Origin of the sequence: Nocardia sp. XZ_19_385, from assembly GCF_015355755.1 — a bacterium.
In the GTDB taxonomy this organism is placed as follows: Bacteria; Actinomycetota; Actinomycetes; order Mycobacteriales; family Mycobacteriaceae; genus Nocardia.
In genome coordinates this window covers 388,727-410,181 of the sequence record NZ_JACVEE010000003.1, presented here as the reverse complement: position 1 = coordinate 410,181, position 21,455 = coordinate 388,727, and the positions used below count along the sequence as shown (strand labels likewise).

Below are 21,455 nucleotides of genomic sequence, written 5' to 3'. Positions count from 1 at the left end.
CGTCTTGTCACGTCCACTGGGGCTGCGGTGTCTCGGGGGTATGACTGAGCACAGCAATACCAGTACCAAGGTTGTCGTCATCGGCGGCGGTTACGCCGGCACCATGGCGGCCAATCGGCTGCGCGGGCGCGAGGACGTGGAGGTCACGCTGGTCAATCCGCGGCCGCGGTTCGTCGAGCGGATTCGGTTGCACCAGTTCGTCGCCGGTACGCGTGACGCGGCCGTGGGATTCGACACGATGCTCGGCGCGGGAGTGCGGCTGGTGGTCGACAGTGCGGCTCGCATCGACATCGACTCCCGGACGGTGGAACTGGCGTCCGGGGGCAGGCTCGACTACGACTACGTCATTTACGCGGTGGGCAGCACCGCCGCGACACCCGTGTCGGTGCCCGGCGCGGCCGAATTCGCCTATCCGATCGGCGAATGGGAGCAGGCTGAGCGGCTGCGCGCCGCCCTCGACGCGGTGCCGGTGGATGCGCGGATCACCGTGGTCGGCGGCGGTCCGACCGGGATCGAAACCGCCTCGGAGCTGGCGGAACAAGGTCGCGCCGTGACGCTTGTCGGCGGCGGCCGACTGGCTCCGACGGTGCTGGAACCGGCCCGGCGGTCGATCCGCAAGTGGCTGACCAGGCACGGGGTGGAGGTGCTCGAGACCGCGCGGGTGGCCGAAGTGCGCGCGGATGCGGTCGTGCTGAACGATGGCACGGTGCTGGCCGGCTCGGTCACGATTTGGACGGCCGGTTTCGGCGTACCCGAGCTGGCCGCGAACAGTGGGCTGCGCACCGACGGGCTCGGCCGGCTCTACACCGATGAGACCCTGACCAGCCGCGACAGTGATCGCGTAATCGCGGCCGGGGATGCCGCCGCGCCCTCGGGTCAGCCGCTGCGGATGAGCTGCCAGGCCGCGATCCCGCTCGGCGCCCAAGCCGCCGACACCGTGCTGGCGCACCTCGCCGGCAAGCGGCCCGGCGAGGTGAACGTGGGATTCGCCGGAACCGGCATCAGCCTGGGCCGTCGTTCCGGCGCCGTGCAGCCCAGCCGGCGCGACGACACCGCCCGCAATTTCCACCTGGGCGGCCGGGTGGCCGCGCTGCTGAAGGAAACGGCATGCAGGGCAACGATTGCCGGGATCCGCAAGGAAGCCCGCAAGCCCGGCGCGCTGTCCACCGGCAAGGGATCCAGTGGCCACCGCAAGCCGGCGCTCACAGCCGATGCCGTCGCCAACCAGTGAATGCGCGCCTATAGATATAGGCCACCTCTTTTAAGGGCGGGCCGCACAAACGCGAGGGACTAAAGCATCCGTCGAAAAAGGTTCAGGTTCGGCTACCAATGCCACGAGGCGCGAGCGAACCCAAATCAATCGAGCGTCCCGATACCGCCAAACTAAACGGCCCGAATTCGGCCGTGCTTTATGTCGCGTATCGCAATAGAAAACTCCATACGAGGCTGTTCGTTCGATAGCGCGAGCCTAGCAGCAGCCGTCGCTATCCGCAATGCTGTGGCATAGTAGATATATTGCGCGCCACGAGCTTTCGGGTTCGTGGCCAGCATCCCGAGCGACGCCGACTTGACTCATGTCAGCGTCCTGACATAGTTTGCCCTATGTCAGTATGCTGACACGAAAGAAGGAGAGTCATCATGCCCGTCACCGGCCCCGACTTCATCTCGCTCCAAGCGCGCGACCTCAACGCTTCACAGGCGTTCTACGAGCAGTACCTCGGCCTCGTCCGCTCACCGGCCGGGCCGCCGCACGCCGTCGTCTTCGAGACGAAGCCGATCGCGTTCGCACTCCGCGACGTCGTTCCCGGCACGGATCTCGCATCCGTTGCTCAGCCCGGCATCGGTGCCGCGATCTGGCTCCACGCCACCGACGTCCAGGCCATTCACGATGCTCTCGCCGCCGACAGTCACACCATCGTGTCCGCACCGATCGACGGCCCCTTCGGCCGGACATTCACCTTCGCCGACCCCGACGGCTACCACGTCACCCTCCACGACCGCGCTTGACGGAACCCCCGACGTACCTACAGGTGGTCGGCGAGTCGCGCCGACAGGACATCGCGGCCGCCCCGGGTGCCGATCCGGGGTTCGGTCAACCGCAGCACCCGCCCCCGATGCTCGAGCTCGAAGCCGCCCGCGGCCAGCACATTTCGGACCCAGTCGCTACCCGTGCCGTAGTTGAGTGCGACGAGCAGTTCGCCGTCGCGCCAGGTGGTTCCGATCGGGGTGCGGAAGCGGCGGCCGGTGCGGCGGCCGTAGTGCACCACGTTCGCATAGCCCGGTACGCGCGCCGCCAGCGCGCGGAAGAGCGGATTGGTGGCCCGCCGATTGACGCGGGCCAGCAGGCGCATACCGGTGCGGTTCATCGCGTCCTCATCCGGCGGGAGTGAAGCGCTGATGCTCGGGGCCGCCGACCTCCATCAACGGATCCCAATCGGCAGGGATGTGCGGCAGCGCGGCGGGATCACCGAACACCTTGCCGCGGCGGATATCCGCGCCTAGGTGACGGCCCAGGACCGCACCCGCCGCGCCGACCCCGGAGGCCATGGCGCCTTCGACGCCCGGCCCCCAGGAGTTGCTGGCGCCGGCCAGGAACAGGCCTTTGATCCGGGTGCGTGGGCTGGGCCGTAGCGGGCCGAATTGATGCCAGGACAGATCGATACCGTAGGCCACGCCGTCGCTGGAGTAGGTGTAGCGCTCCTGGGTGACGGGGGATCCGGCCTCGGACCAGATGATGTGATCACGGAGGTTGGGGATGACCGCCGCGGCGCGGTCGATGAGCACCTCGGTGATCTCTTCCTTCCGCTTCAGATAGGTGGCTTCGCGGCGGTACCTGCCACCGTCGTAGGGACCGGTCTCGATGCCCCAGAACCGGTGGTCGGCAGGTGCTGCCGACATGACCTCGAGGTTGGTGTAGCCAGCGGGCGCGATGCGATCGCAGGCCGGGTCTTTCACCGACTGCACGGAGACGAAACCCGGTGTGCGGGCATAGAGTTCACCGATCTGGTCCTCGGACAACGTGCCCGCGCGTTCGGCGAGGTCGAAGGCCTTCTCCGAGGGCTCCAGGATCGGGTAGCTGAAGTAGTTGGTGATCGGCATCTGCCCGCGCAAGTCGATGTCGAGTGCCAGATACACGTTGAACAGCGGCAGCGACATTCGGTAGGAGTCCACGCGTTTGAGGGCCCACCAGGGCAGCTTGTCGCGGCCGACCAAGTCCAGGTAGGTGCGTTTGATGTCGGCGTTGGACACCACGATATCCGCTGAAATGCGTTCCCCGTCAGCGAGTTCCACGCCGGTGACGCGGCCGCTCTCGACCAGGATGCGGCGTACCCGGGCGTGGGTGCGCCAGTCACCGCCGTGGGCGCGCACGACCGAAGCGAGGTGCGCGGCGAAAACCTGGCCGCCGCCGGCTGGGAACCAGCCGCCGTCGCGAATGTAGTTGTGCAGGAACACCGCGTGCACCATCGTGGCGGCGCGGTGCGGGGGTGAGAGATAGGAAGCCTGCGAGGACAGCACCGAGCGGGCGCCGTTGCCGAGGTTGCAGGCATCGAGCAACCGGCCCAGCGGCTGCATCGCCCAGATCGCCGCTGCCGGACCGGCTTTGGCCACCATCCTGGCCATACCCTCGATACTGTCCGGCGTGGTGATCCGATCGGTGGCGGCCCCCAGCGCACTGAGGACCCCGATGAACTTGCGTAGCCCCGCCGCGTCATCCGGGAAAGCCTCGATCAGGTTGGCCAGGTAGGCATCCCAGCCACGCGGCACCTTGACCGTCACCTCGGGGTAGACGATGGTGTCGAATCCGTCGGTGTCCATGGGCAGGAACTCGACGCGGTCGTCGAGGCCGACGCCACGCAGCATCGCCGGTATCGCACCCTCGGGTCCGCAGTCACCGAGATAGTGCACGCCGACCTCGAACTCGAACTGCTTGCGGCGGAACACATGTGTGCAGCCACCGAGCACTTCCCCGGCTTCCAGGACGAGGGTGCGTTTGCCGTTGGCCGCGAGGTAGGCCGCGGCGGTCAGACCGCCCATGCCGCTGCCGACGACGATGGCGTCCCAGCGCCCAGATGTTGCTGTCGATGCTGTGCTCATGTGCTCTTCCTGGTAAGTAGCGCGTCCACCCATGCGCTGAGTTCGGTTTCGACGACGTCGAGCGGTTCGGTACTGCGCTTGGCCTTGGCCACCAGCAATGCGCCTTCGATGGCCGAGATCGCCATGGCGGCAATGGAATGCGCGCGGTCCATGGCGAGGCCCTGCTGCGCCAGCCCCTCGGCAATCGTCTGCTCCCAGGCCGTGAACGACTCCCCCGCGGCCTGTTTCGTCTCGGGCAGCTCGCCGCCTTCGAGCGCGGCGGCGGCTATCGGACAGCCGGAGCGAAAGTCGCTCTCGCGCAGCTGCTGCCGGAAGAACCCCACGATCAACCGCAATGTGGCGACCGGATCGCCCTGCGCCAGGCTGGCGGCGATGAGCGATCCCATCAGCGCCCCGGCTCGTCGGGTCGCCTCTTCCGCCAGCTGCGGCTTACCGCCTGGGAAGTGGTGGTAGATCGACCCCCGTGGCGCATGCGCATGTTCGACCACGTCGGTCAGCGCGGTGGCGTCCACGCCGCGTTCGCGGAACAACACCACCGCACTGTCGAGCATCCGCTGTCGCGCGGTCGATTGCCTGCCCATCACACTCCTGCCGGTCAGCCGCTATCTGCCTAATTCTATGCACGCGTGCATAGAATTAGGCAAGTGCGCAACGAAACAGCAGTTCAGCCAGGGGTCCGCGGCAGGCCTACTACAGTCGAGCTATGGGCATCGAACGTTCGAGCGTCGTTCCCGCACCGCTGAATGAAGTGTTCGACTGGTTCGCGCGACCCGGCGCGTTCGCCCGGCTCTCGCCGCCCTGGCAACCGATGTCTCTGGTCGAGGAGGCGGATTCGCTGGCCGACGGGCGCGCCGTGCTCCGGCTGCCGGGCGGGTTGCGGTGGGTGGCCCGGCATGACCAGCGAGCCTTCGATCCGCCGCACCGGTTCGCCGACGAGGTCGCGGTCGACGGCCTGGCGTCGGCGCCCGCCGGAATCGCGTTGCGCTGGCGGCACATTCACGAATTCGAAGCGGTGGACGCGGGGCACACGCGGGTCATCGACCGGGTGGACACCCCGGTTCCGGCGGCCGCGCTGAACGCCACCTTCGACTATCGCTATCGACAGCTCGCCGACGACTTGGCCGCGCACCAGCGCGCGGCACAGCATGGGCTGCCCGCCTCGACCATCGCCGTCACCGGCGCATCAGGGCTCGTCGGCTCGGCCCTGAGCGCGTTCCTCAGCACCGGCGGCCACACCGTGGTGCGGCTGGTGCGCCACACACCGCGGACCCCCGGCGAGCGGCATTGGGACCCCGCCGCACCCGACCCCGACCTGCTGAAAGGGGTCGATGCGGTGATCCACCTGGCCGGTGCCTCGATCGCGGGCCGGTTCACCGACAAACATCGGCGCGACATCACCGACAGCCGCCTCGCACCCACGCGTGCACTCGCCGCACTTGCCGCCCGCACCGGAGTCCGGGCATTCGTGTCCGCCTCGGCGATCGGCTACTACGGCTACGACCGCGGTGACACCGTCCTCACCGAGGACAGCGAGCGCGGCGAGGGATTCCTCGCCGACGTGGTCGCCGCCTGGGAGGCCGCCACTCACCCGGCCGCCGCTGCCGGAATCCGGGTGGTGCGAGTGCGCACCGGCATCGTGCAGTCCCCGCGCGGCGGCACCCTGCGACTGTTGCGCCCGCTGTTCACGCTCGGGCTCGGCGGCCGGATCGGCGATGGCAGCCAGTGGTTGTCCTGGATCGGAATCGACGACCTGATCGACGTGTATCACCGTGCGCTCTGGGATGATTCGCTGTCCGGTTCGGTGAACGCCGTCGCTCCGAACCCGGTGCGCAACACCGAATACACCCGATCGTTGGCCGCCACCCTGCACCGGCCCGCCCTCCTGCCGGTGCCCGCGTTCGGCCCCGCGCTGCTGCTCGGCGCTCAGGGCTCCCGGGAACTGGCCACCGCCAGTCAGCGGGTGGAGCCGACGAGGCTGTTGGCGGCCGAACACACTTTCCGCACACCGGATCTGGACTCGGCCCTCGCGCATCTACTCGGCCGACAGGTCGCGTCTACCAGCGGTTGAATCGGCGGCGCACTATCGGTGCGCCGCGACCCGATCGTCTTCAGGCGCGCGGTCGTTCGCTCCCCCGCGGGTGGCGTTCCCCGGCCACCACACCTTCGGCCCGATCGCGCTGAACAGCGCTGGGATGATCACGGTCCGGACCACGAAGGTGTCGAGCAGGATTCCCACCCCGACGACGATGCCCAGCTGGGTGAGGGTGATCAGCGGGAGCACGCCAAGCACACAGAAGACAGCCGCGAGAACCACACCCGCGCTGGTGATGACCGCGCCGGTAGCCGACACCGCGCGCACCATTGCCCACTCGGTGCCGTGCGCGGGGGTCTCCTCGCGGGCCCGGGTGACCAGGAAGATGGTGTAGTCCACGCCGAGCGCGACCAGGAACAAGAACGCGAACAGCGGTACCGCCGTATCCATTGCCGGAAAACCGAACAGGTGCACGCTCAACCAGCTCCCGATCCCGAGTGCCGCGAGCGCGCTGAGCACCGTGACAGCGACCAGCAGCAGCGCCGCGGGCACAGCACGCAGCAGGATCAGGAGGACGGCGCAGACCACGGCGAGAATCAGCGGAATGATCAGCAGCCGATCGCGATTGGCGGCCGTGCGGCTGTCGAGTGCCTGCGCATCGCTCCCGCCGACCATGGCCTCGGCGCCGGGTACGGAGTCCGCACGTGCACGCAGGGATTCGATGATCTCGAACGCGCGGTCCGAGCCGGGCGCGGCGTCCAGGAACACCGTCCAGCGCGCCCAGCCAGTCGGTGAGGTTCCGGTCTGCGTCGCTCGAACCACGCCCGGGGTGCTGGAGAACAGGTCGGTGAGGCGGGGCGCGGTGTTCGCGCGGGCGACGATCTGGGCCGGGTCGGCCGATCCGGCCGGGAAATGTGCTGCGAGAGTGTCGAATCCGGTGACCGACTCGGCGCGCACGCGGAACTGCTCGGTCTGCGACAAGCCGATATCGACGGTGAACAGGCCCAGCACGCAGACCAGCAGCGCGGTCACCGTCACGGCAGCCACCCGCACGGGCCTGGCGACGACCCTGGTCGCGATCCGGTGCCAGACACCCTCTTCGGCGAAATCCCGATCGTCTGCTTCCGGAATATAGGGCCAGAACACTTTCCGCCCGCACAGCGCCAAGGCGGCGGGCAGACCGATCAGGACGAAGGCCAAGGCCACCAGAAGTCCCGCAGCGGCGAACACGCCGAGGCTACGAGTGCTCGGCACCGACGCCAGTACCAGTATCAGCAAGGCCATGACCACGGTCAGGTTGCTGGCCAGGATCGCGGGACCGGCGCGGCGCACCGCCTGCCGCAGCGCCCGCCGATGGTCGGTGGCGCGATGCAGTTCGTCGCGGTAGCGCGAGATCAGCAGCAGCGCGTAGTTGGTGCCCGCACCGAAGACCAGCACGCTGGTGATCCCCGAGGTGGAGCCGTCGAAGGTCATATCCGTCAGCCGGGACAGCCCGGTACCGGCCGCATTCGCGACCCGGTCGGCCAGGCCGATGATCAGCAGCGGGAGCAACCACAGGATCGGCGATCGGTACGTCACGATCAGCAGCGCGGCGACAACGATCGCCGTGACCGCCAGCAGGGTCACGTCGGCGCCGGCGAACGATTCGGAGATGTCGGCGGCGAAAGCCGGTCCGCCGGTGATCGCCAGCGTCAGGTCGGCGGGCAGTCCCGCTCGCGCGGCTTCGCGGACCCGCTCGATCTGTTCGGTCAGCGCGGTGCCGCTCGACTGCGCGGAGATCGGTATCTGCCCAAGCACGGCCGCGCCGTCCGGGGCCGGAACGAGCTCACTCGGCGCGGCGCCCGTCGCGTTGGCCGCGCGCGTCACCGCGGCCATGGCGGCCTGACGGTCGGCGGCGGTGAGCCCGCCCGCGTCCGCACGGGTTACCACGGCGATGACGGATGACGTTCCAGCGTCCGGGAATTCGGCCAGGACCTGCTCGATACGGGTCGACTGCGCGGAGTCCGGCAGCGACTGGGGCGATTCGCCCGAGGCGTCGTTCTCGCCGGCGCCGCCGATCATCGCCGCCGCGACGGCGAAGAGCGCGAGTAACAGCGCCCATGATCTGCGGTGCGTGACGACGGCTCCGTAGCGATCCCAGATACTCACCTCTCGAATGTTTCATATTCTTAACTATTAAGCAACAGAGAGAATGTGTCCGGAGGCTACGCTGTCGCCGTGACCGAAAGCGACCGGACCGCCACCCCGCCCCGCGCCGATCCCGGCGAGCAGCGCGCCACGCTGGAGACGGAGATCGGCGCCGACCTGCGCGCGCTGACCGCGGTATCCGAGCAGCTGGGACACGTTTTCGCACGGTCGAACAAATTGCGACCCAATGACTTCCGGGCGCTGCTCCACATCGCCACTGCAGAGTTCGCGGGCCGCCCCCTCACCGCCGGGCAACTCGGCGCGCTGATGGGAATGTCGTCGGCGGCAGTGACCTATCTCGTCGAACGCCTGATCGAATCAGGGCACCTGCGCCGCGGCGCCGACCCGCGCGACCGCCGCCGGGTGCTCCTCTTTCACGATGCCCCCGGGCGCGCCGCGGCCGAAGGCTTCTTCATCCCGCTCGGGCAACGCACCCGTGCGGCCACGGCGGAGTTCTCCGACACCGAACTGGCCACCGCACACCGAGTTCTGACAGCGATCACCGCGGCGCTACACACCCATCTCGACGAGGTGAGCGGCCGGACTCGGTAGCGCCAACCCGTCAGAGCTGATTGCGCCGCACCGCGAACGGTAGTTTGCGGCGGCCGCGAGCGTCGACGACGCGCATGAGCGTCGTCACCACGCGGGAGCGCCAGCGAGAGGCCGGGTACCACAGGGGTTCCCGGGGCAACTCGGGTCCGCGCGGCACGGTGATGGCCTGCGTGCGGCAGTATTTCCGGATGCCCGCCGCACCACCCCAGCGGGCGCCGATGCCGGAGTCCTTCCAGCCGCCCATGGGTAGCGCGAAATTCACCAGATTGGCGAAGGCGTCGTTGATGTTCACCGCGCCGACCTCCAGGCGGCGGGCCAGCCGTTCGCCGCGGCGGCGATCCGCGGTCCACACCGTGGCCGACAGCCCGTACACCGAGTCGTTGGCCAGCCGCACGGCCTCGTCCTCGCCGGCCACCCTGATGATCGGGATGAGCGGGCCGAAGGTCTCCTCGGTCAGGCACAGCATCGAATGGTCGACATCGACCAGCACCGTCGGTTCGAAGAACGTCCCGGCTCCGGTTGCCTTGCCGCCGGTCAGGATTCGCGCGCCCTTGGCGACGGCGTCGGCGACCTGACCGGTCACGATGTCGCGTTGCGCCGCGGTAGCCATCGCGCCGATGTCGAAGGCGAACCGGCGGTCGTCCGCGCCTTGCCGCAACGCGGCGACCTGAGCCACCAGGCTCTGCACGAAACGGTCGTACACCGGGGCTTCGACATACACCCGCTCCACCGAGATACACACCTGCCCGGAGTTGAACAGGCCGCCATAGAGAATGCCCGCGGCGGCGCGCTCGACGTCCACGTCGGCGAGCACGATCGCCGGGTCTTTGCCGCCCAGCTCGAGGCTGTACGGGATGAGTCGTTGCCCGCAGGCCACGGCGATGGCCCGGCCGGTGCGGGTGGATCCGGTGAACTGCACGAAGTCCACGGTGTCCACGACCGCGCTTCCGGTGTCGCCGCCGCCGGTGAGCACCCGGAACACCGGCGGCGCACCGATTTCGGCCCAGCCTTTGGCCAACTCCTGCGCGCACAGCGGGGTCACCTCGGACGGCTTGATCAGCACCGCGGCGCCTGCCGCCAGCGCGGCGAAGGCGTCGAAACACGGGTTGAGCAGCGGCAGATTCCAGGGCGTGATGATGCCGACGACGGGATAGGGACGGAAAGTCTGCACCAGCCGTTTGCCCAGCCCGATCGGACTGTGCGGCGCCGGACGCTCGTCGGCCAGGAAGGACTGGGCATTGCGGGCCCAGTACTTGACCAGATCGATGGCGGCGGGCACCTCGATTTCGGCGTCGAAGCGGGTCTTGCCGGTTTCGGCCTGGATCAGGTCGGTGAGCCGGGCCGAGTGGTCGACCAGCCAATCCTGGAAGCGCCGTAGCCATTTCGCGCGTCCGGCCACGCCGAGCGCTTCCCATTCGGCTTGCTGGAGGCGAAGTTCGCGCACCGTCGCCGCCACGCTCGCGGCTGATTCCTCCGGCACCTTGCCCACGAGCCGGCCGTCGGCGGGGTTGCGCACCTCGATGGTTCGCTCGAGATCTGGAGTAGCGGTATCCGACACGTGAGGTCCCCTCTGTCTATTCGTCCATCATCGAAATTCGGGCTGTCACGTGCGGGGCAGGCGCACCAGCATCTTGCCGGTGTTGGCACCGCGCATCAGGTCGAGAAACGCGTCGAGGGTGTGCTCCACGCCCTCGACGACGGTTTCGCGCACCCGCAGCGAGTCGTCGCGCAACCAGGCCGACGCTGTCCGCAACCATTCGCCCGACTTGCCGGTGTGGTCACCGAGGATGTAGCCGCGCAACGTGATTCGCTTGCGCGTGGCCAGGTGCAGGTTGTCCGGTCCGGGCAGCGGGGTGGCCGCGTTGTATCCCGAGATCGCACCGCATAGTGCGACCCGCCCGAAAGTGTTCAGCACGGAGAGCGCCGCCTGCAGGTGCTCGCCTCCGACATTGTCGAAGTACACGTCGATACCGTCGGGTGCGGCGTCGGCCAGCTGCGCGGTGAGATCGCCCGCGCGATAATCGAGGGCGGCGTCGAACCCGAACTCCGACAACAGGATTCCGCACTTCTGCGGGCCGCCCGCCGAACCGATGACGCGCGCCGCTCCGAGCTTGCGGGCAATCTGCCCGGCCACCGAGCCGACCGCGCCCGCCGCCCCCGAGACGAACACGACATCGCCGTGGCGCACCGGCGCAATCTCGGTCAATCCGACATAGGCGGTCAATCCGGTCGCGCCGAGCACGCCCAAATACGCCTGGGGTGGCGAACGTTTCACGTCCACGCGGTGCGCTTCGGAGGCCTGGAGCAGGGCGTGTTCGCGCCACCCGGCGAAGTGCAGCACCGCCGTGCCGACCGGGAGGTCCGCGACCTGGGAGGCTATGACCGTGCCCACCGCGCCGCCGGTCATGGCCTGCCCCAGCTCGAATGGCGGCAAATAGGATTTGCCCTCGTTCATGCGGCCGCGCATATAGGGGTCCACCGACAGCCAGTCGTTGGCGACCAGGATCTGCCCCGGACCCGGATCCGGCAGGGTGCTGGTGGCGAGTTCGAAGTCGGCGGGTTTCGGTTCGCCTGCCGGGCGGGCGAGCAACCGCCATTCCCGGGTGGTGATCGTCATCGTTCCCCCAGTGCTTGCTGGTAGAGCGGGTTGTCGACGCTGTAGTAGTTGCAATGGAACCCGCTCGGGATCCGGAACGGGATCAACACCCGCGCCAGCGGCCCGGCGGACAGGTCGCGCGCATCGAACACCGCCAGTTCGGTTTCGGCGGCACCGGGGCGATGCACCAAAGTCACTGCGTAGCCGTCGAGTTCGTCGACGCCGCCGACACGCGGCGCGAAGATGAGCTCGCCGGCAGCCGCGCCGGGGCCGAAGTGGTAGATGTCGTCGACGCCGGTGTCGGTGTCGACCCGGACCACCGAATCCATGCCGTCGACCCGGCCGTCGACGGAGTGCAGGTTGCTGTTGGCGAAGGCGTAACGGCTGGCCCGGGTCATGCGCCGGTCGTCCGGGCGCGGAAACTGGATGTCGCGGTCGTTGAGGATTTCCTCGCGCACCACATCGGTGGCGGCGGCCGGGTCGATGGTCCAGCGGCGCAGGCTCTGCTGGGTCTGGCGGTGGGTACGCCGGGTGCCGTCGGTGTCGGGGAACAGCGCGGTCCCCTCAGCCGCGGCGACATCGGCGATGATGCGGCCGTCCTCCTCCCAGACGTTGGCCTGATGCATCATGTGCCGCGGGGCGGCCTCGAACCAGCGCACATCGGCGGCGGTGCCGCGGCGCGGCATGAGACCGAGCCGAGTGGGCCGGTTGGCGTCCCAGGCGACCATGGGTCCGCCTGCCACGGCGCGCTGGACACTGATGTCCAGTGGAGTGACTGGGAAGACGACGTAGTGCTCGGTGACGAAGAAGGTGTGCATCATGCTCTGGTGCGGCACCGGGATGAACTCGGTCCGGCGGACATGGCCGTCGAAATCGATGATGTCGTAACGGATTTCCGGGCCACTACGCCGGGCCAGGGATCCGATGTTGAGCAGTTCGCCGGTGCCGTGGTCGACCGTCGGATGTGCGGAGAACGTCGTGGTGATCACCCCTCCGTAGTGCTCCTCGCCGATGGTGTCGAGGCTGCGCGGGTCGAGTTCGACCGGTGGCGCGCCCTCCATCAGCGCCAGCAGCTTGCCGCCGTGCAGGATGATATTGGTGTTGGCGGTGTTGTAGCGGGTGCCCGCCGCCGCCGGGTCGGTGGTGACGGGGTTGCCGTGGACACCGAAAAGCCTTCGCCCCGCCTTCATTTCGAGCAGCAGTTTGTCGGTACGCACCCACCGGTTGCGCATCGAGACCCGGCCTTCTTCGAAGAAGAAGGCGTAGACCATGCCGTCGCCGTCGAACCAGTGGTAGTCCTCCTCGGTCGGCGGGTACAGCGGTTCGGCGCCGTTGCGGTAGAACACACCCGCCAGATCCGCGGGCAGCTCCCCCTCGATGAACAAGTCGGGTGCCTGCACCTCCATCCGGTTCGGCTGGTGATGGCCGCTCAGGAACGGGCTTTCGCGATAACGAGTGGACGCCATGGTCAGCCCTCCGGTTCCAGGACGCCCAGGGTGGTGCCCACCGGGTATTCACTGTCGGTCTGCACTGTGCCGTGGCGCAGCACTCCGCCTGTGGGCGAAGGGATTTCGGTCTCCACCTTGTCGGTGCCCACCGTGTACAGCGGTTCGCCCGCGGTGACGGCGCTGCCGTCGGGGACCAGCCAGCCGAGGAAGGTGCCGTCGGTCATCGACACGTCCAGCTTGGGCATCTTGATTTCCATGCAGTGTCACTTTCTGGGCTGGTGGTTTCACGGGGTATCGGATCAGCAAGCGGCTCAGCCGTTTTCGAGACGCAGCGCCTGGGCCGGGCAAGACGACACCGCCTCGGCTGCCCGACCGGCCAGGTTCGCAGGGACTTCGTCGAGGAGAACCTCTGCGGTGCCGTCGTCGCCGACGGCGAACAGGTCCGGGACAACGGCCTCGCACACCCCGTTTCCCACGCACATGTCTTGATTCACAACAACTCTCACGGTTCGCCCTTTCATCTGGTCAACAGGGTGCAGCCGCTCAACCCGGGCGCGCCGTAGACGTGCGACAACGCGACTCCCGGGTCCCGGGCCACCTGATGCGCCCCCGCCGTACCGCGCAGTTGCAGGACGTTCTCGTGGATCTGGCGCAGGCCCGAGGCGCCGATCGGTTCGCCGTTGGCCAGGCAACCGCCATCGGTATTGATCGGCAGCCGGCCGTCCAGCGCGGTGGCGCCGCTGTCGATGAGCTCGGTCTGTTCGCCGTGCGCGCACAGCCCGGTCTCGGCGAGGTGGATGATCTCCGCGCCCGCGTCGGTGTCCTGTACTTGTGCGAGGCCGACTTCGGCGGGGGCGATTCCGGCCTGCTCGAAGACGGCTGCGGCTGCGTCGACCGTCGGGCTGTGCCCGGGCCGGATCGACAGCGACGGGCTGAGCACCTCGAACGATCCTGGTCGCCGGGTGCGCACCGCGACCGCGCGGATGTACACCGGGTCCGGGCGATACCGCTTGGCGGTTTCGGCGGCACAGAGCACCAGCGCGGTGGCGCCGTCACCGGGCGAGCACAGCATGAACTGGCGCAGCGGATCCACCAGCATCGCCGAATTCTCGATGTCCGCGGCGGTGAGCGCCTTGCGCCGCCACGCGTTCGGATTCAGCGACCCGTTATGGAATGCCTTGGCCGCCACCGCGCTGAGCAGCCGCGGCGGCAGGTCGTGCTCGTGCAGATAGCGCTGGATCTTCAAGGCGAAGAACTGCGCCGTCACCGCCATGCCGGTCGTGCCGTACCAGCGGCCCAGCCCCATCTGGCCGGTGGAGATGGTGAACGCTCCGCGCGGGTGCGAGTCGAAGCCCAGGACCAGAGCCCGCCGCGCCGCCCCGGATTCGATGGCGTGCACCGCTGACAGCAGCGAACTGCTGCCGGTGGCGCAACCGTTGAGCACGTTGATAAAGGGCACGCCGGTCAGTCCGAGTTCGCTGACCAGAGAATCGGCCGAACCACCGGATAGACTGCCGCCGACGGCGTAATCGATGTCTGACCAAGCGATTCCGGCGTCACCGAGGGCGAGGCGCACGGCGCGGACGGCTTCGGCCCGGACGGTGGTGCCGTGGTACCGGCCGAACGGGGTGCACCCGGCACCGATGATCGCAACGCTCACGAGGCATGTCCTTCCCACGGGGTGAAGGCGAAAGTGACAGCGGTTTCCCCGGATTCGGTGGGCACCGAGAACTCGACCAGTCGCATCGGCATCCCGATGTGCAGCCGCGCCGGATCGCATTCGGTCAGTAGCGATTCCACGATCACCTGGCCTGGGAGCTCGACATAGCCGAGGCCGAACGGCGTGAACTCCGCCGCCGATGGTACGTACGGGGGGCTCGGCGGCGGGAACCGCTGCACGGTCCAGCTCCACAGCACGCCTTCGTCGGCGAGCGGTTCGACGCGGATATCGTCGCCACCGCAGCGCGGGCAGGCGGTGCCGACCGGGAAATGGATCTCGTCGCAAGCGGCGCAACGGCCCCCGCGTAACCGCAACCGGCCGTCCGCGAGGTCCATCAGGGTGGGGTCGACGGGGTTATCCATCACTGGTCTCCTGCTCGATTCGTTTGCGCATGCGCACCCCCCGTTTGAACACCACGACGTCGCCGTGCACCCCCGCCTGGCAGGCCAGCCGCACCGGGCAGCCGCTGCGGGCCCGCAACTCCTTGACCGCGCGGGTCTCGGACTCGGCCGCTTCCGAGAGGCGCTCGGCGTGCTCGAGCACCTCGATATGGCACACCAGGCAATCGCCGAGCCCGCCGCAGATCGTCGGCCACCGATACCCGGCCGCCAGTGCGGCCGCCATCACGGTTTCCCCTGGCGCAGCGGTGAATTCGATACCGGCGGGCCGCACCGTGACCTTCGCCGGAGCGCTGTCGTCGGGCACCGCATCACCCCCGCCGCACTTCGCTCCAGGCGCGGCCGCGATCCGGATCGGGTTCGCGATCCAGGCCCAGGACACGTTCGGCAATGATGGTGCGCTGAATTTCCGAGGTGCCGCCGGCGATGGTGAGCCGGCGACTGTCCAGCAGCGCATAAGCCTCGGGTGTGAGCGCGTCCTCCGCCGTGCATGCCGCGGCCGCCCCGGCCAGTTCGTAGCCGAGTTCGGTAATCCGTTGCGACAGTTCCGATTGCGCGAGCTTGGTAATAGAACCGTGCGCGCTGTTCCGGGTTCCGCCCTGCGCTCGCAGATTGGTCAGCTCCAGTGCCCGCTCGGTAACGAGCAGCGTCATGAGCCGGTCGCGCAGCACCGGATCGGCCCATCCCTCGCTGTGCCGCGCCGCTGCCAGCACCGGCGCGAGCGGCACGCCACCGGCCGCGGAACTTCCTGAGAGACCAGATCTTTCGGCACTCAGCGTGGACATCGCGACCCGCCAGCCCGCGCCGACCGGCCCGAGCCGAGCTTCGTCGGGCACCACGACCGCGTCGAGGAACACCTCGCAGAAATGCTCCTCGCCGGTCAGCTGCCGTAGCGGGCGCACGGTTACACCCGGCGATTGCATGTCGAGCAGGAAACAGGTGATGCCTTGGTGTTTGGGCTGATCCGGGTCGGTGCGCGCGAGCAGCATGCCGTAGCGGGCGAGGTTCGCGAACGAACTCCAGACCTTCTGCCCGTCGACAGTCCAGGTGCCTTCAGCCTGGCGGGCCCGGGTGGCCAGGCTCGCCAGATCCGATCCCGCGCCCGGTTCGCTGAACAGCTGACACCAGACATCGACGCCGTCACCGATACCGGGCAGGTACCGCTGCTGTTGCTCCGCAGTGCCCCAAGCCGCGATCGTCGGTTCGATCAGCGTGCGCCCGACGAAATACGGACCGGCCCACTGTTCTTCGGTGCTATCGGACACGCTCACCGTCCTCGAGATCGACAAGTTCCGCCAGCCGCCGCCGGTGCCCGGCCGCTCCCCCGGTCAGCGCCACCACCGAGTGCGCGCGCCGCAGATACCGGTGCGCCCAGTGCTCCCAGGTGATCGCGATACCGCCGTGCAGTTGCACTGCCGCCTTGGTCATCGCGGCCGCGGTGTCGGCTGCCAGTGCCGCGGCGACGGCGAGATCCATAGCCGTACGGCGACTTTCGGGATCACCGGCGAGCTGCCAGGCTGCGCCGTACACCGCAGAGCGGGTCAGTTCGACCTGGGTCAGCAGGTCGGCGAGCCGGTGTTTGATCGCCTGGAACGAGCCGATCGTGCGACCGAATTGGATACGGCGCGAGACATAGTCGAGGGTCTGGTCGAAGGCATGCTGGGCAACGCCGAGCAGTTCGGCCGCCACCACAAGATCGGCTCGCCGCCGCAGCGCGGCCAACGCCACCGGGTCGGTAAGCACCAATTCTGGTGTCACACCCCGGCATTCGATGCGGCCGAGCCCGCGGGACGGATCGAGCCCGGACAACTCGGTGACCGCAACACCGGGTTCATCGGCATTCAGCACCACAATCGACTCGGTGCCCTCGATCGACGCCGCACACACGATGGGACCGGCGTCATCCAGATCCCACACCAACTCAGCCGCCCCCGACACCCGACGACTACCACCGTCGCCGCTGAGCCCCAACGCACCGCGAGCGATCAAACCCGCACTCACCGCCGCCCGCGGCCGCTGCCGCAACAGCGCGACAATGGCCGCCGAATCCGCATTGGCGGCCAACAAGGGCCCAGCCGCAGCTGTCGAGACCAGCGGACCACGAAACAGCGCCGCCCCCGCCTCCTCCGCCAGAATCGCCAGATCGATGGCTGTCCCGCAGGATTCCCCAGCACCGAACAACAGGTCATCGACACCGACCTCATCCAGCAGCCGCCGCCACCCTTCCGCAGACTCCCCGACTTCGGTACCGAAGAACTGCCGAAGCACCTCCCGCAACGCCCGGTGTTCGTCGCTGAAATGGAAGGCCGGCGGCAGCAGATCCGTTGCTGCACCGGCGATATCAGATGTCGTCATGACCGACCTTCAGTTGCCACGATCGACTCCAAGCGCACCCAACGGCCAGCCGAACCGGCCTTCTGCGACCACCCCGGCCTATAGCCGAAGCGCGACGTCCCGACGCCGCTGGCCCCCCTCGGCTGCCAGCACCCGTCGAGTGGCACATGGTTGAGGCAAATGTCGAGTGAGCCCTCCACGGTGTGCCTCTCGGGGGCCTCCCACGGCTGGCAGCACCCATCCAGTGGCACACGGCCGAGGCGAAACTCGAGTGGGCCCTCCACGGTGTGCCCCTTGGTCGCCCCTTTCGGCTGCCAACACCCATCGAGCGGCATATAGCTGAGATGACCGTCGACCGTGCCCATGGTGCGCCGCACGGGGACCTCATTCTGGTAGTAGCGCCCGCCGAGTGGCACACGGCTGGGGCGAATCTCGACTAGGCGCTTCGCGATGTGCCGGTCGGCGGCGTTTCCGGCTGGGTGGCTACTGGCGACGCTTCCTGTGCTCATTGGGCGGCGCCTGGTAGGGGCGTGCCCGGTAAGGCTGCGGCTTCGCGGTGGGTTGCCAAGTATCGGTCGCGCAGGGCGCGCTTGTTGATCTTGCCCATTGCGGTGCGGAGCTCGTCGTCGATGAGTTCGACCGTGGCCGGGCATTTGTAGTGCGCCAGGCGGTCTCGGCACCAGGTGACGAGTTCGGCTGGGGTGGGAGGGTTTTCGGTTGGGACCACCAGTGCGACCAGTTGCTCGCCCATGTCGGCGTGTGGGATGCCGATCACGGCGACGTCGAATACGCCGGGGTGGGTGCGCAGGGCCGCTTCGGATTCGGCCGGGTATATATTGACGCCGCCGCTGACCACCATGTCGGAGGCGCGGTCGGTCAGGTAGAGGTATCCGTCCGTGTCGAGGTAGCCGATTTCGCCGACCATGAAGACCTCACCAGGTAGGTAGCTGTTGGCGGTCTTCTCCGGGTCGTTGTGGTATTTCGGCTGTACGCCGGTGGTGGAGCGCACGCACACCAGGCCCGGCTCATCCGGGCCGAGCACAGTGCCGTCCACATCCCGGATGGTCAGTTCGTAGCCGGGCATGGCTCGGCCGACCGAGCCTGGGTGGGCGAGCCATTCGTGGGAGTCGATGAAGGTCACGGTGCCCACTTCGGTGGAGCCGTAGGCCTCGGAGAAGACCGGGCCGAACCAGTCGATCATGGCGCGCTTGACGTCCACTGGGCAGCTGGCGCCGGTGTGCACGACGGAACGAATGCTGCTGATGTCGTAGCGTTCACGTACTTCGGCGGGCAGGGCGAGCAGCCGGGCGAAGTGGGTCGGCACCATCATCGTGCTTTCGATGCGGTGTTGTTCGATGAGGCGTAGTACCGCTTCGGCGTCGAACTTCGGCACGATGACGAGCGGGTTGCCGACGGTCAGGCCGCGGACGCCGCCGATCGGGCCGGTGTGGTGCATCGGGCCCACGATGAGGTGGCGGCCCTTGGGGCGGACCGGTGAGTGTTCGATGCGCTGGACGTGTTCGACGATGCTTTCACCGGTGGGGTACATCTGTTCCGGTAGCCGGACGCCTTTGGGCAGTCCGGTGGTGCCGGAGGTGTAGTACAGCGGGGCGGCCGGTGTGATCAGCTCGGAGGGCTCGGCATCCGGGAACCCTGCGACAGCGTGCTCGAAGAATCCGCTCGCGGCGGCTTCCCCTGTGCCCCAAGCGAATACACGCACAGACAAGCTGGCCGCGCGCACGGTCGCCGCGGTGCGCGCGGAGCACAGCACCGTGTGCACCGCGGCATCACCGAGAATGTGGCGTACCTCGTCGGCGGTGAGCTGGAAGTTGACCGGCACCACGGACAGGCCCGCGTACGTGGTGGCCAGGTGTGCGAGCGCGGTGTGCACCCCGTTCTCGGCCATGATCGCGATCCGCTGCCCGGTGCCGACGTCGAGCGACAGCAGCCAGCCCACCGTCCGGTTGACCATCGAATTCAGGTGCGCCCAGGTCCATTCGAGGTCGCCGTCGGTGACGGCGACCGCAGTGGGTTCGCGCTCGGCGACCGCTGCCAATCCGTATGCCACGCTCAGCCTCCGACGCGACTGCGTGAGCGTTCCAGGGTGCGTCGCACCGCCGCGAGGATGCCGGCAGTGTTGGGCACGAACGCGTCTTCGAGCACCTTGGCGTAGGGAATCGGCGTGTTGGCACCCGTGACCCGGGCAACCGGCGCGGCCAGGTCATCGAACAACCGCTCGCTGAGCATCGCTGCCAGTTCCGCACCGAAACCGTTGCGCCGCACGGCTTCATGAATGACCACCGCGTGCCGGGTACGGGCCACCGACTCCAGGACCGCGTCCTCGTCCAACGGCACCAGCGACCGCAGATCGATCACCTCGGCTTCGACGCCTTCTTCGGCCAGTTGCCCGGCCGCCGCCATGGCGTCGTGCACCTGCCGCCCGTAGGAGATCAGCGTGATATCCCGTCCCGGGCGCAGCGTGTTCGCGACGCCGAGCGGAACATAGTGCCGCCCAACCGGAACCGGCTGCGGCGGGGTGAAGTACAGCAGGCTCTGCTCCACCATCACACACGGATCGGGGTCCTCGATGCAGGCGGTGAGCAGGCCCTTGGCCTCGGCCGGATTGCTCGGCACCACCACCTTGAGGCCGGGAATGTGGGTCAACCAGGCTTCGAGCATCTCGGAATGCTGTGCGCCGAACTGCATTCCGGCGCCGGCCGCGCAGCGCACGGTCAGCGGGACGGTGGTCTGCCCGCCGGACATGTAGCGGAGTTTGGCGGCGTGGTTGGACAGCTGGTCCATGCACACGGCCAGGAAGTCCATCAGCATGATCTCCGCGACCGGGCGCATACCGGCCACGGCCGCGCCGATGGCCGCGCCCATGATGGCCTGCTCGCTGATCGGGGTAGCCCGCACCCGGTCGGTGCCGTATTTGGTGGACAGCCCCCGTGTCACCATGAAAACGCCGCCGCCCGGATCGGCGATGTCCTCACCGAGCAAGAAGACCGAGGGGTCGCGGCCGAGAGCGTCATCCAGTGCGCTGCCGATAGCCTGGAACCCGGTCATCGGCTGGGTTGCTGGTGCTTGATTCATATCAACGCCTCCTCGTACACATCAGTGGTGACCTCACTCAGATCCGGCACCGGGCTTGCGTTCGCGAAGGCCACCGCGTCCGCGACGGCAGCCTCCTCTGCGTCCTCGACGGCAGCCAGTTCTGCCTCAGTCGCGATGTCGTTGGCGCGCAACCATTCCCGGAACTTCAGCACCGGATCCGCCGCGCGGGCAGCGTCCAGCTCCCCGGGTTTCATATAGGCGTTCTGGTCCGACATCTGATGGCCGTAGAGCCGGAAGGTCATGGCCTCCAGCAATGTCGGACCCTCTCCCGCCCGCGCCCGAACCACCGCTTCTTGCGCGGCGGCATACATCGCGACCGGGTCGTTGCCGTCGACGCGCACGCCCGGGAAGTTGTAGGCGGCGGCGCGGTCGGCGATGCGGGCCACGCTGGTGCCGTCCGCGTAGGAGGTGTGTTCGGCGTAAAGGTTGTTGTGGCAGCAGAACACGACCGGCAGCTTCCAGATCCCCGCCAAGTTGCAGGCCTCGTGGAAGGCCCCGATATTGCTGGCGCCGTCACCGAAGTTCACTACGGTGACCTGATCGGTGCCGCGCATCTGCGCGGCCAGCGCCAGGCCGGTGGCGATCGGCAGGCCACCGCCGACGATGCCGGTGGTCACCATCAGCCCGGAAGCCGGGTGGGTGATGTGCATCGGCCCGCCCTTGCCCTTGCAGGTGCCAGTGGCCTTGCCGAAGTACTCGGCCCAGAGTTCCCGCAGCGGCACGCCTTTGGCGAGCTGATCATGCAACCCGCGGTAGGTGGTCACCACATAGTCGTCAGGCCGCAGCAGTGCGCCCATCGACGCGGCAATGATCTCCTGCCCGCGCGGCGAGTAGTACTGGGCGCTGACCTGGCCGGCCAGCACCAGTGACCGGAACTTCTCGTCGCACAGTTTGATACGGGTGGCCTTGGTGAAGATGGTCATCAGCGCCGCAGCGCTGAGTGGAATGTCGTTCTCCGGCACGGTCATCCAATCCTTGT

21 protein-coding genes are annotated in these 21,455 nt (G+C 68.1%); 4 read left to right on the top strand and 17 right to left on the bottom strand.

Translation table 11 applies throughout. The features are described 5' to 3' along the window. Positions 1-40: 40 nt before the first annotated feature. Entirely contained in the window at positions 41-1,231 is a 1,191-nt protein-coding gene (locus IBX22_RS25515; protein WP_194818230.1) for an NAD(P)/FAD-dependent oxidoreductase, read from the top strand. 407 nt (positions 1,232-1,638) lie between these two features. Next, positions 1,639-2,007 carry a VOC family protein gene (locus IBX22_RS25510; RefSeq protein ID WP_194818229.1) on the top strand — a complete coding sequence of 123 codons (369 nt, stop codon included), beginning with the start codon at positions 1,639-1,641 and terminating at the stop codon, positions 2,005-2,007. A 17-nt stretch (positions 2,008-2,024) separates the two neighbouring features. Here IBX22_RS25510 and IBX22_RS25505 read toward each other — a convergent pair whose 3' ends face one another. Genes IBX22_RS25505 through IBX22_RS25495 form a run of 3 tightly spaced genes read right to left on the bottom strand, consistent with a single transcriptional unit; the run spans position 2,025 to position 4,676 of the window. Continuing rightward, the gene (locus tag IBX22_RS25505) at positions 2,025-2,366 is read right to left on the bottom strand and encodes a nitroreductase/quinone reductase family protein (RefSeq protein WP_194818228.1); all 342 of its coding nucleotides are present in this window, start codon (positions 2,364-2,366) and stop codon (positions 2,025-2,027) included. A gap of 7 nt (positions 2,367-2,373) precedes the next feature. Continuing rightward, entirely contained in the window at positions 2,374-4,095 is a 1,722-nt protein-coding gene (locus IBX22_RS25500; RefSeq protein ID WP_194818227.1) for an NAD(P)/FAD-dependent oxidoreductase, read from the bottom strand. Then, positions 4,092-4,676: a TetR/AcrR family transcriptional regulator gene (locus IBX22_RS25495; protein ID WP_228539431.1), complete on the bottom strand. Its 585-nt coding sequence runs from the start codon at positions 4,674-4,676 to the stop codon at positions 4,092-4,094. The genes IBX22_RS25500 and IBX22_RS25495 overlap by 4 nt, the downstream gene beginning before the upstream one ends. A 122-nt stretch (positions 4,677-4,798) precedes the next feature. Between IBX22_RS25495 and IBX22_RS25490 the strand changes: the two genes are divergently transcribed. Further along, the gene (locus tag IBX22_RS25490) at positions 4,799-6,163 is read left to right on the top strand and encodes a TIGR01777 family oxidoreductase (RefSeq protein WP_194818226.1); all 1,365 of its coding nucleotides are present in this window, start codon (positions 4,799-4,801) and stop codon (positions 6,161-6,163) included. A gap of 12 nt (positions 6,164-6,175) precedes the next feature. On the opposite strand, the gene IBX22_RS25485 is transcribed toward IBX22_RS25490, so the two are convergent. Further along, positions 6,176-8,188, bottom strand: coding sequence for an MMPL family transporter (locus IBX22_RS25485; RefSeq protein WP_194818884.1), 2,013 nt, complete (start codon positions 8,186-8,188; stop codon positions 6,176-6,178). Between the two features lie 156 nt (positions 8,189-8,344). Between IBX22_RS25485 and IBX22_RS25480 the strand changes: the two genes are divergently transcribed. Further along, positions 8,345-8,866 carry a MarR family winged helix-turn-helix transcriptional regulator gene (locus tag IBX22_RS25480; protein ID WP_194818225.1) on the top strand — a complete coding sequence of 174 codons (522 nt, stop codon included), beginning with the start codon at positions 8,345-8,347 and terminating at the stop codon, positions 8,864-8,866. Between the two features lie 10 nt (positions 8,867-8,876). On the opposite strand, the gene IBX22_RS25475 is transcribed toward IBX22_RS25480, so the two are convergent. The 13 genes from IBX22_RS25475 to IBX22_RS25415 form a co-directional block, all read right to left on the bottom strand. Next, positions 8,877-10,424, bottom strand: coding sequence for an aldehyde dehydrogenase family protein (locus tag IBX22_RS25475; protein WP_309234789.1), 1,548 nt, complete (start codon positions 10,422-10,424; stop codon positions 8,877-8,879). 45 nt (positions 10,425-10,469) lie between these two features. Continuing rightward, positions 10,470-11,483, bottom strand: a complete 1,014-nt coding sequence (locus IBX22_RS25470) for an NADP-dependent oxidoreductase (protein WP_194818224.1) — start codon at positions 11,481-11,483, stop codon at positions 10,470-10,472. Beyond that, the gene (locus IBX22_RS25465) at positions 11,480-12,928 is read right to left on the bottom strand and encodes a carotenoid oxygenase family protein (protein ID WP_194818223.1); all 1,449 of its coding nucleotides are present in this window, start codon (positions 12,926-12,928) and stop codon (positions 11,480-11,482) included. Before IBX22_RS25465 ends, IBX22_RS25470 begins: the two co-directional genes overlap by 4 nt. A 2-nt stretch (positions 12,929-12,930) precedes the next feature. After that, positions 12,931-13,167, bottom strand: a complete 237-nt coding sequence (locus IBX22_RS25460) for a biotin/lipoyl-containing protein (protein ID WP_194818222.1) — start codon at positions 13,165-13,167, stop codon at positions 12,931-12,933. A 54-nt stretch (positions 13,168-13,221) separates the two neighbouring features. Then, positions 13,222-13,431 carry a ferredoxin gene (locus IBX22_RS25455; RefSeq protein WP_228539429.1) on the bottom strand — a complete coding sequence of 70 codons (210 nt, stop codon included), beginning with the start codon at positions 13,429-13,431 and terminating at the stop codon, positions 13,222-13,224. Beyond that, positions 13,428-14,570 carry a thiolase family protein gene (locus IBX22_RS25450; RefSeq protein WP_309234788.1) on the bottom strand — a complete coding sequence of 381 codons (1,143 nt, stop codon included), beginning with the start codon at positions 14,568-14,570 and terminating at the stop codon, positions 13,428-13,430. Before IBX22_RS25450 ends, IBX22_RS25455 begins: the two co-directional genes overlap by 4 nt. After that, positions 14,567-14,992: a Zn-ribbon domain-containing OB-fold protein gene (locus IBX22_RS25445; RefSeq protein WP_228539427.1), complete on the bottom strand. Its 426-nt coding sequence runs from the start codon at positions 14,990-14,992 to the stop codon at positions 14,567-14,569. Before IBX22_RS25445 ends, IBX22_RS25450 begins: the two co-directional genes overlap by 4 nt. Beyond that, complete coding sequence (locus IBX22_RS25440; RefSeq protein WP_194818219.1) at positions 14,985-15,335, bottom strand: 2Fe-2S iron-sulfur cluster-binding protein; 351 nt, start codon at positions 15,333-15,335, stop codon at positions 14,985-14,987. The genes IBX22_RS25445 and IBX22_RS25440 overlap by 8 nt, the downstream gene beginning before the upstream one ends. Before the next feature lie 4 nt (positions 15,336-15,339). Next, a complete protein-coding gene (locus tag IBX22_RS25435; RefSeq protein WP_309234787.1) occupies positions 15,340-16,293 on the bottom strand; it encodes an acyl-CoA dehydrogenase family protein in 954 nt (317 codons plus the stop codon). Beyond that, positions 16,283-17,383 (bottom strand): acyl-CoA dehydrogenase family protein, encoded by a 1,101-nt coding sequence (locus tag IBX22_RS25430; RefSeq protein ID WP_194818217.1) that lies wholly within the window; start codon positions 17,381-17,383, stop codon positions 16,283-16,285. The genes IBX22_RS25435 and IBX22_RS25430 overlap by 11 nt, the downstream gene beginning before the upstream one ends. 484 nt (positions 17,384-17,867) lie before the next feature. Next, on the bottom strand, positions 17,868-19,430 hold the full coding sequence (locus IBX22_RS25425; protein WP_194818216.1) for an AMP-binding protein: 1,563 nt from the start codon (positions 19,428-19,430) through the stop codon (positions 17,868-17,870). A gap of 2 nt (positions 19,431-19,432) precedes the next feature. Next, positions 19,433-20,455: an alpha-ketoacid dehydrogenase subunit beta gene (locus tag IBX22_RS25420; RefSeq protein ID WP_194818215.1), complete on the bottom strand. Its 1,023-nt coding sequence runs from the start codon at positions 20,453-20,455 to the stop codon at positions 19,433-19,435. Next, positions 20,452-21,444, bottom strand: a complete 993-nt coding sequence (locus tag IBX22_RS25415) for a thiamine pyrophosphate-dependent dehydrogenase E1 component subunit alpha (protein WP_194818214.1) — start codon at positions 21,442-21,444, stop codon at positions 20,452-20,454. Before IBX22_RS25415 ends, IBX22_RS25420 begins: the two co-directional genes overlap by 4 nt. Positions 21,445-21,455 lie beyond the last annotated feature (11 nt).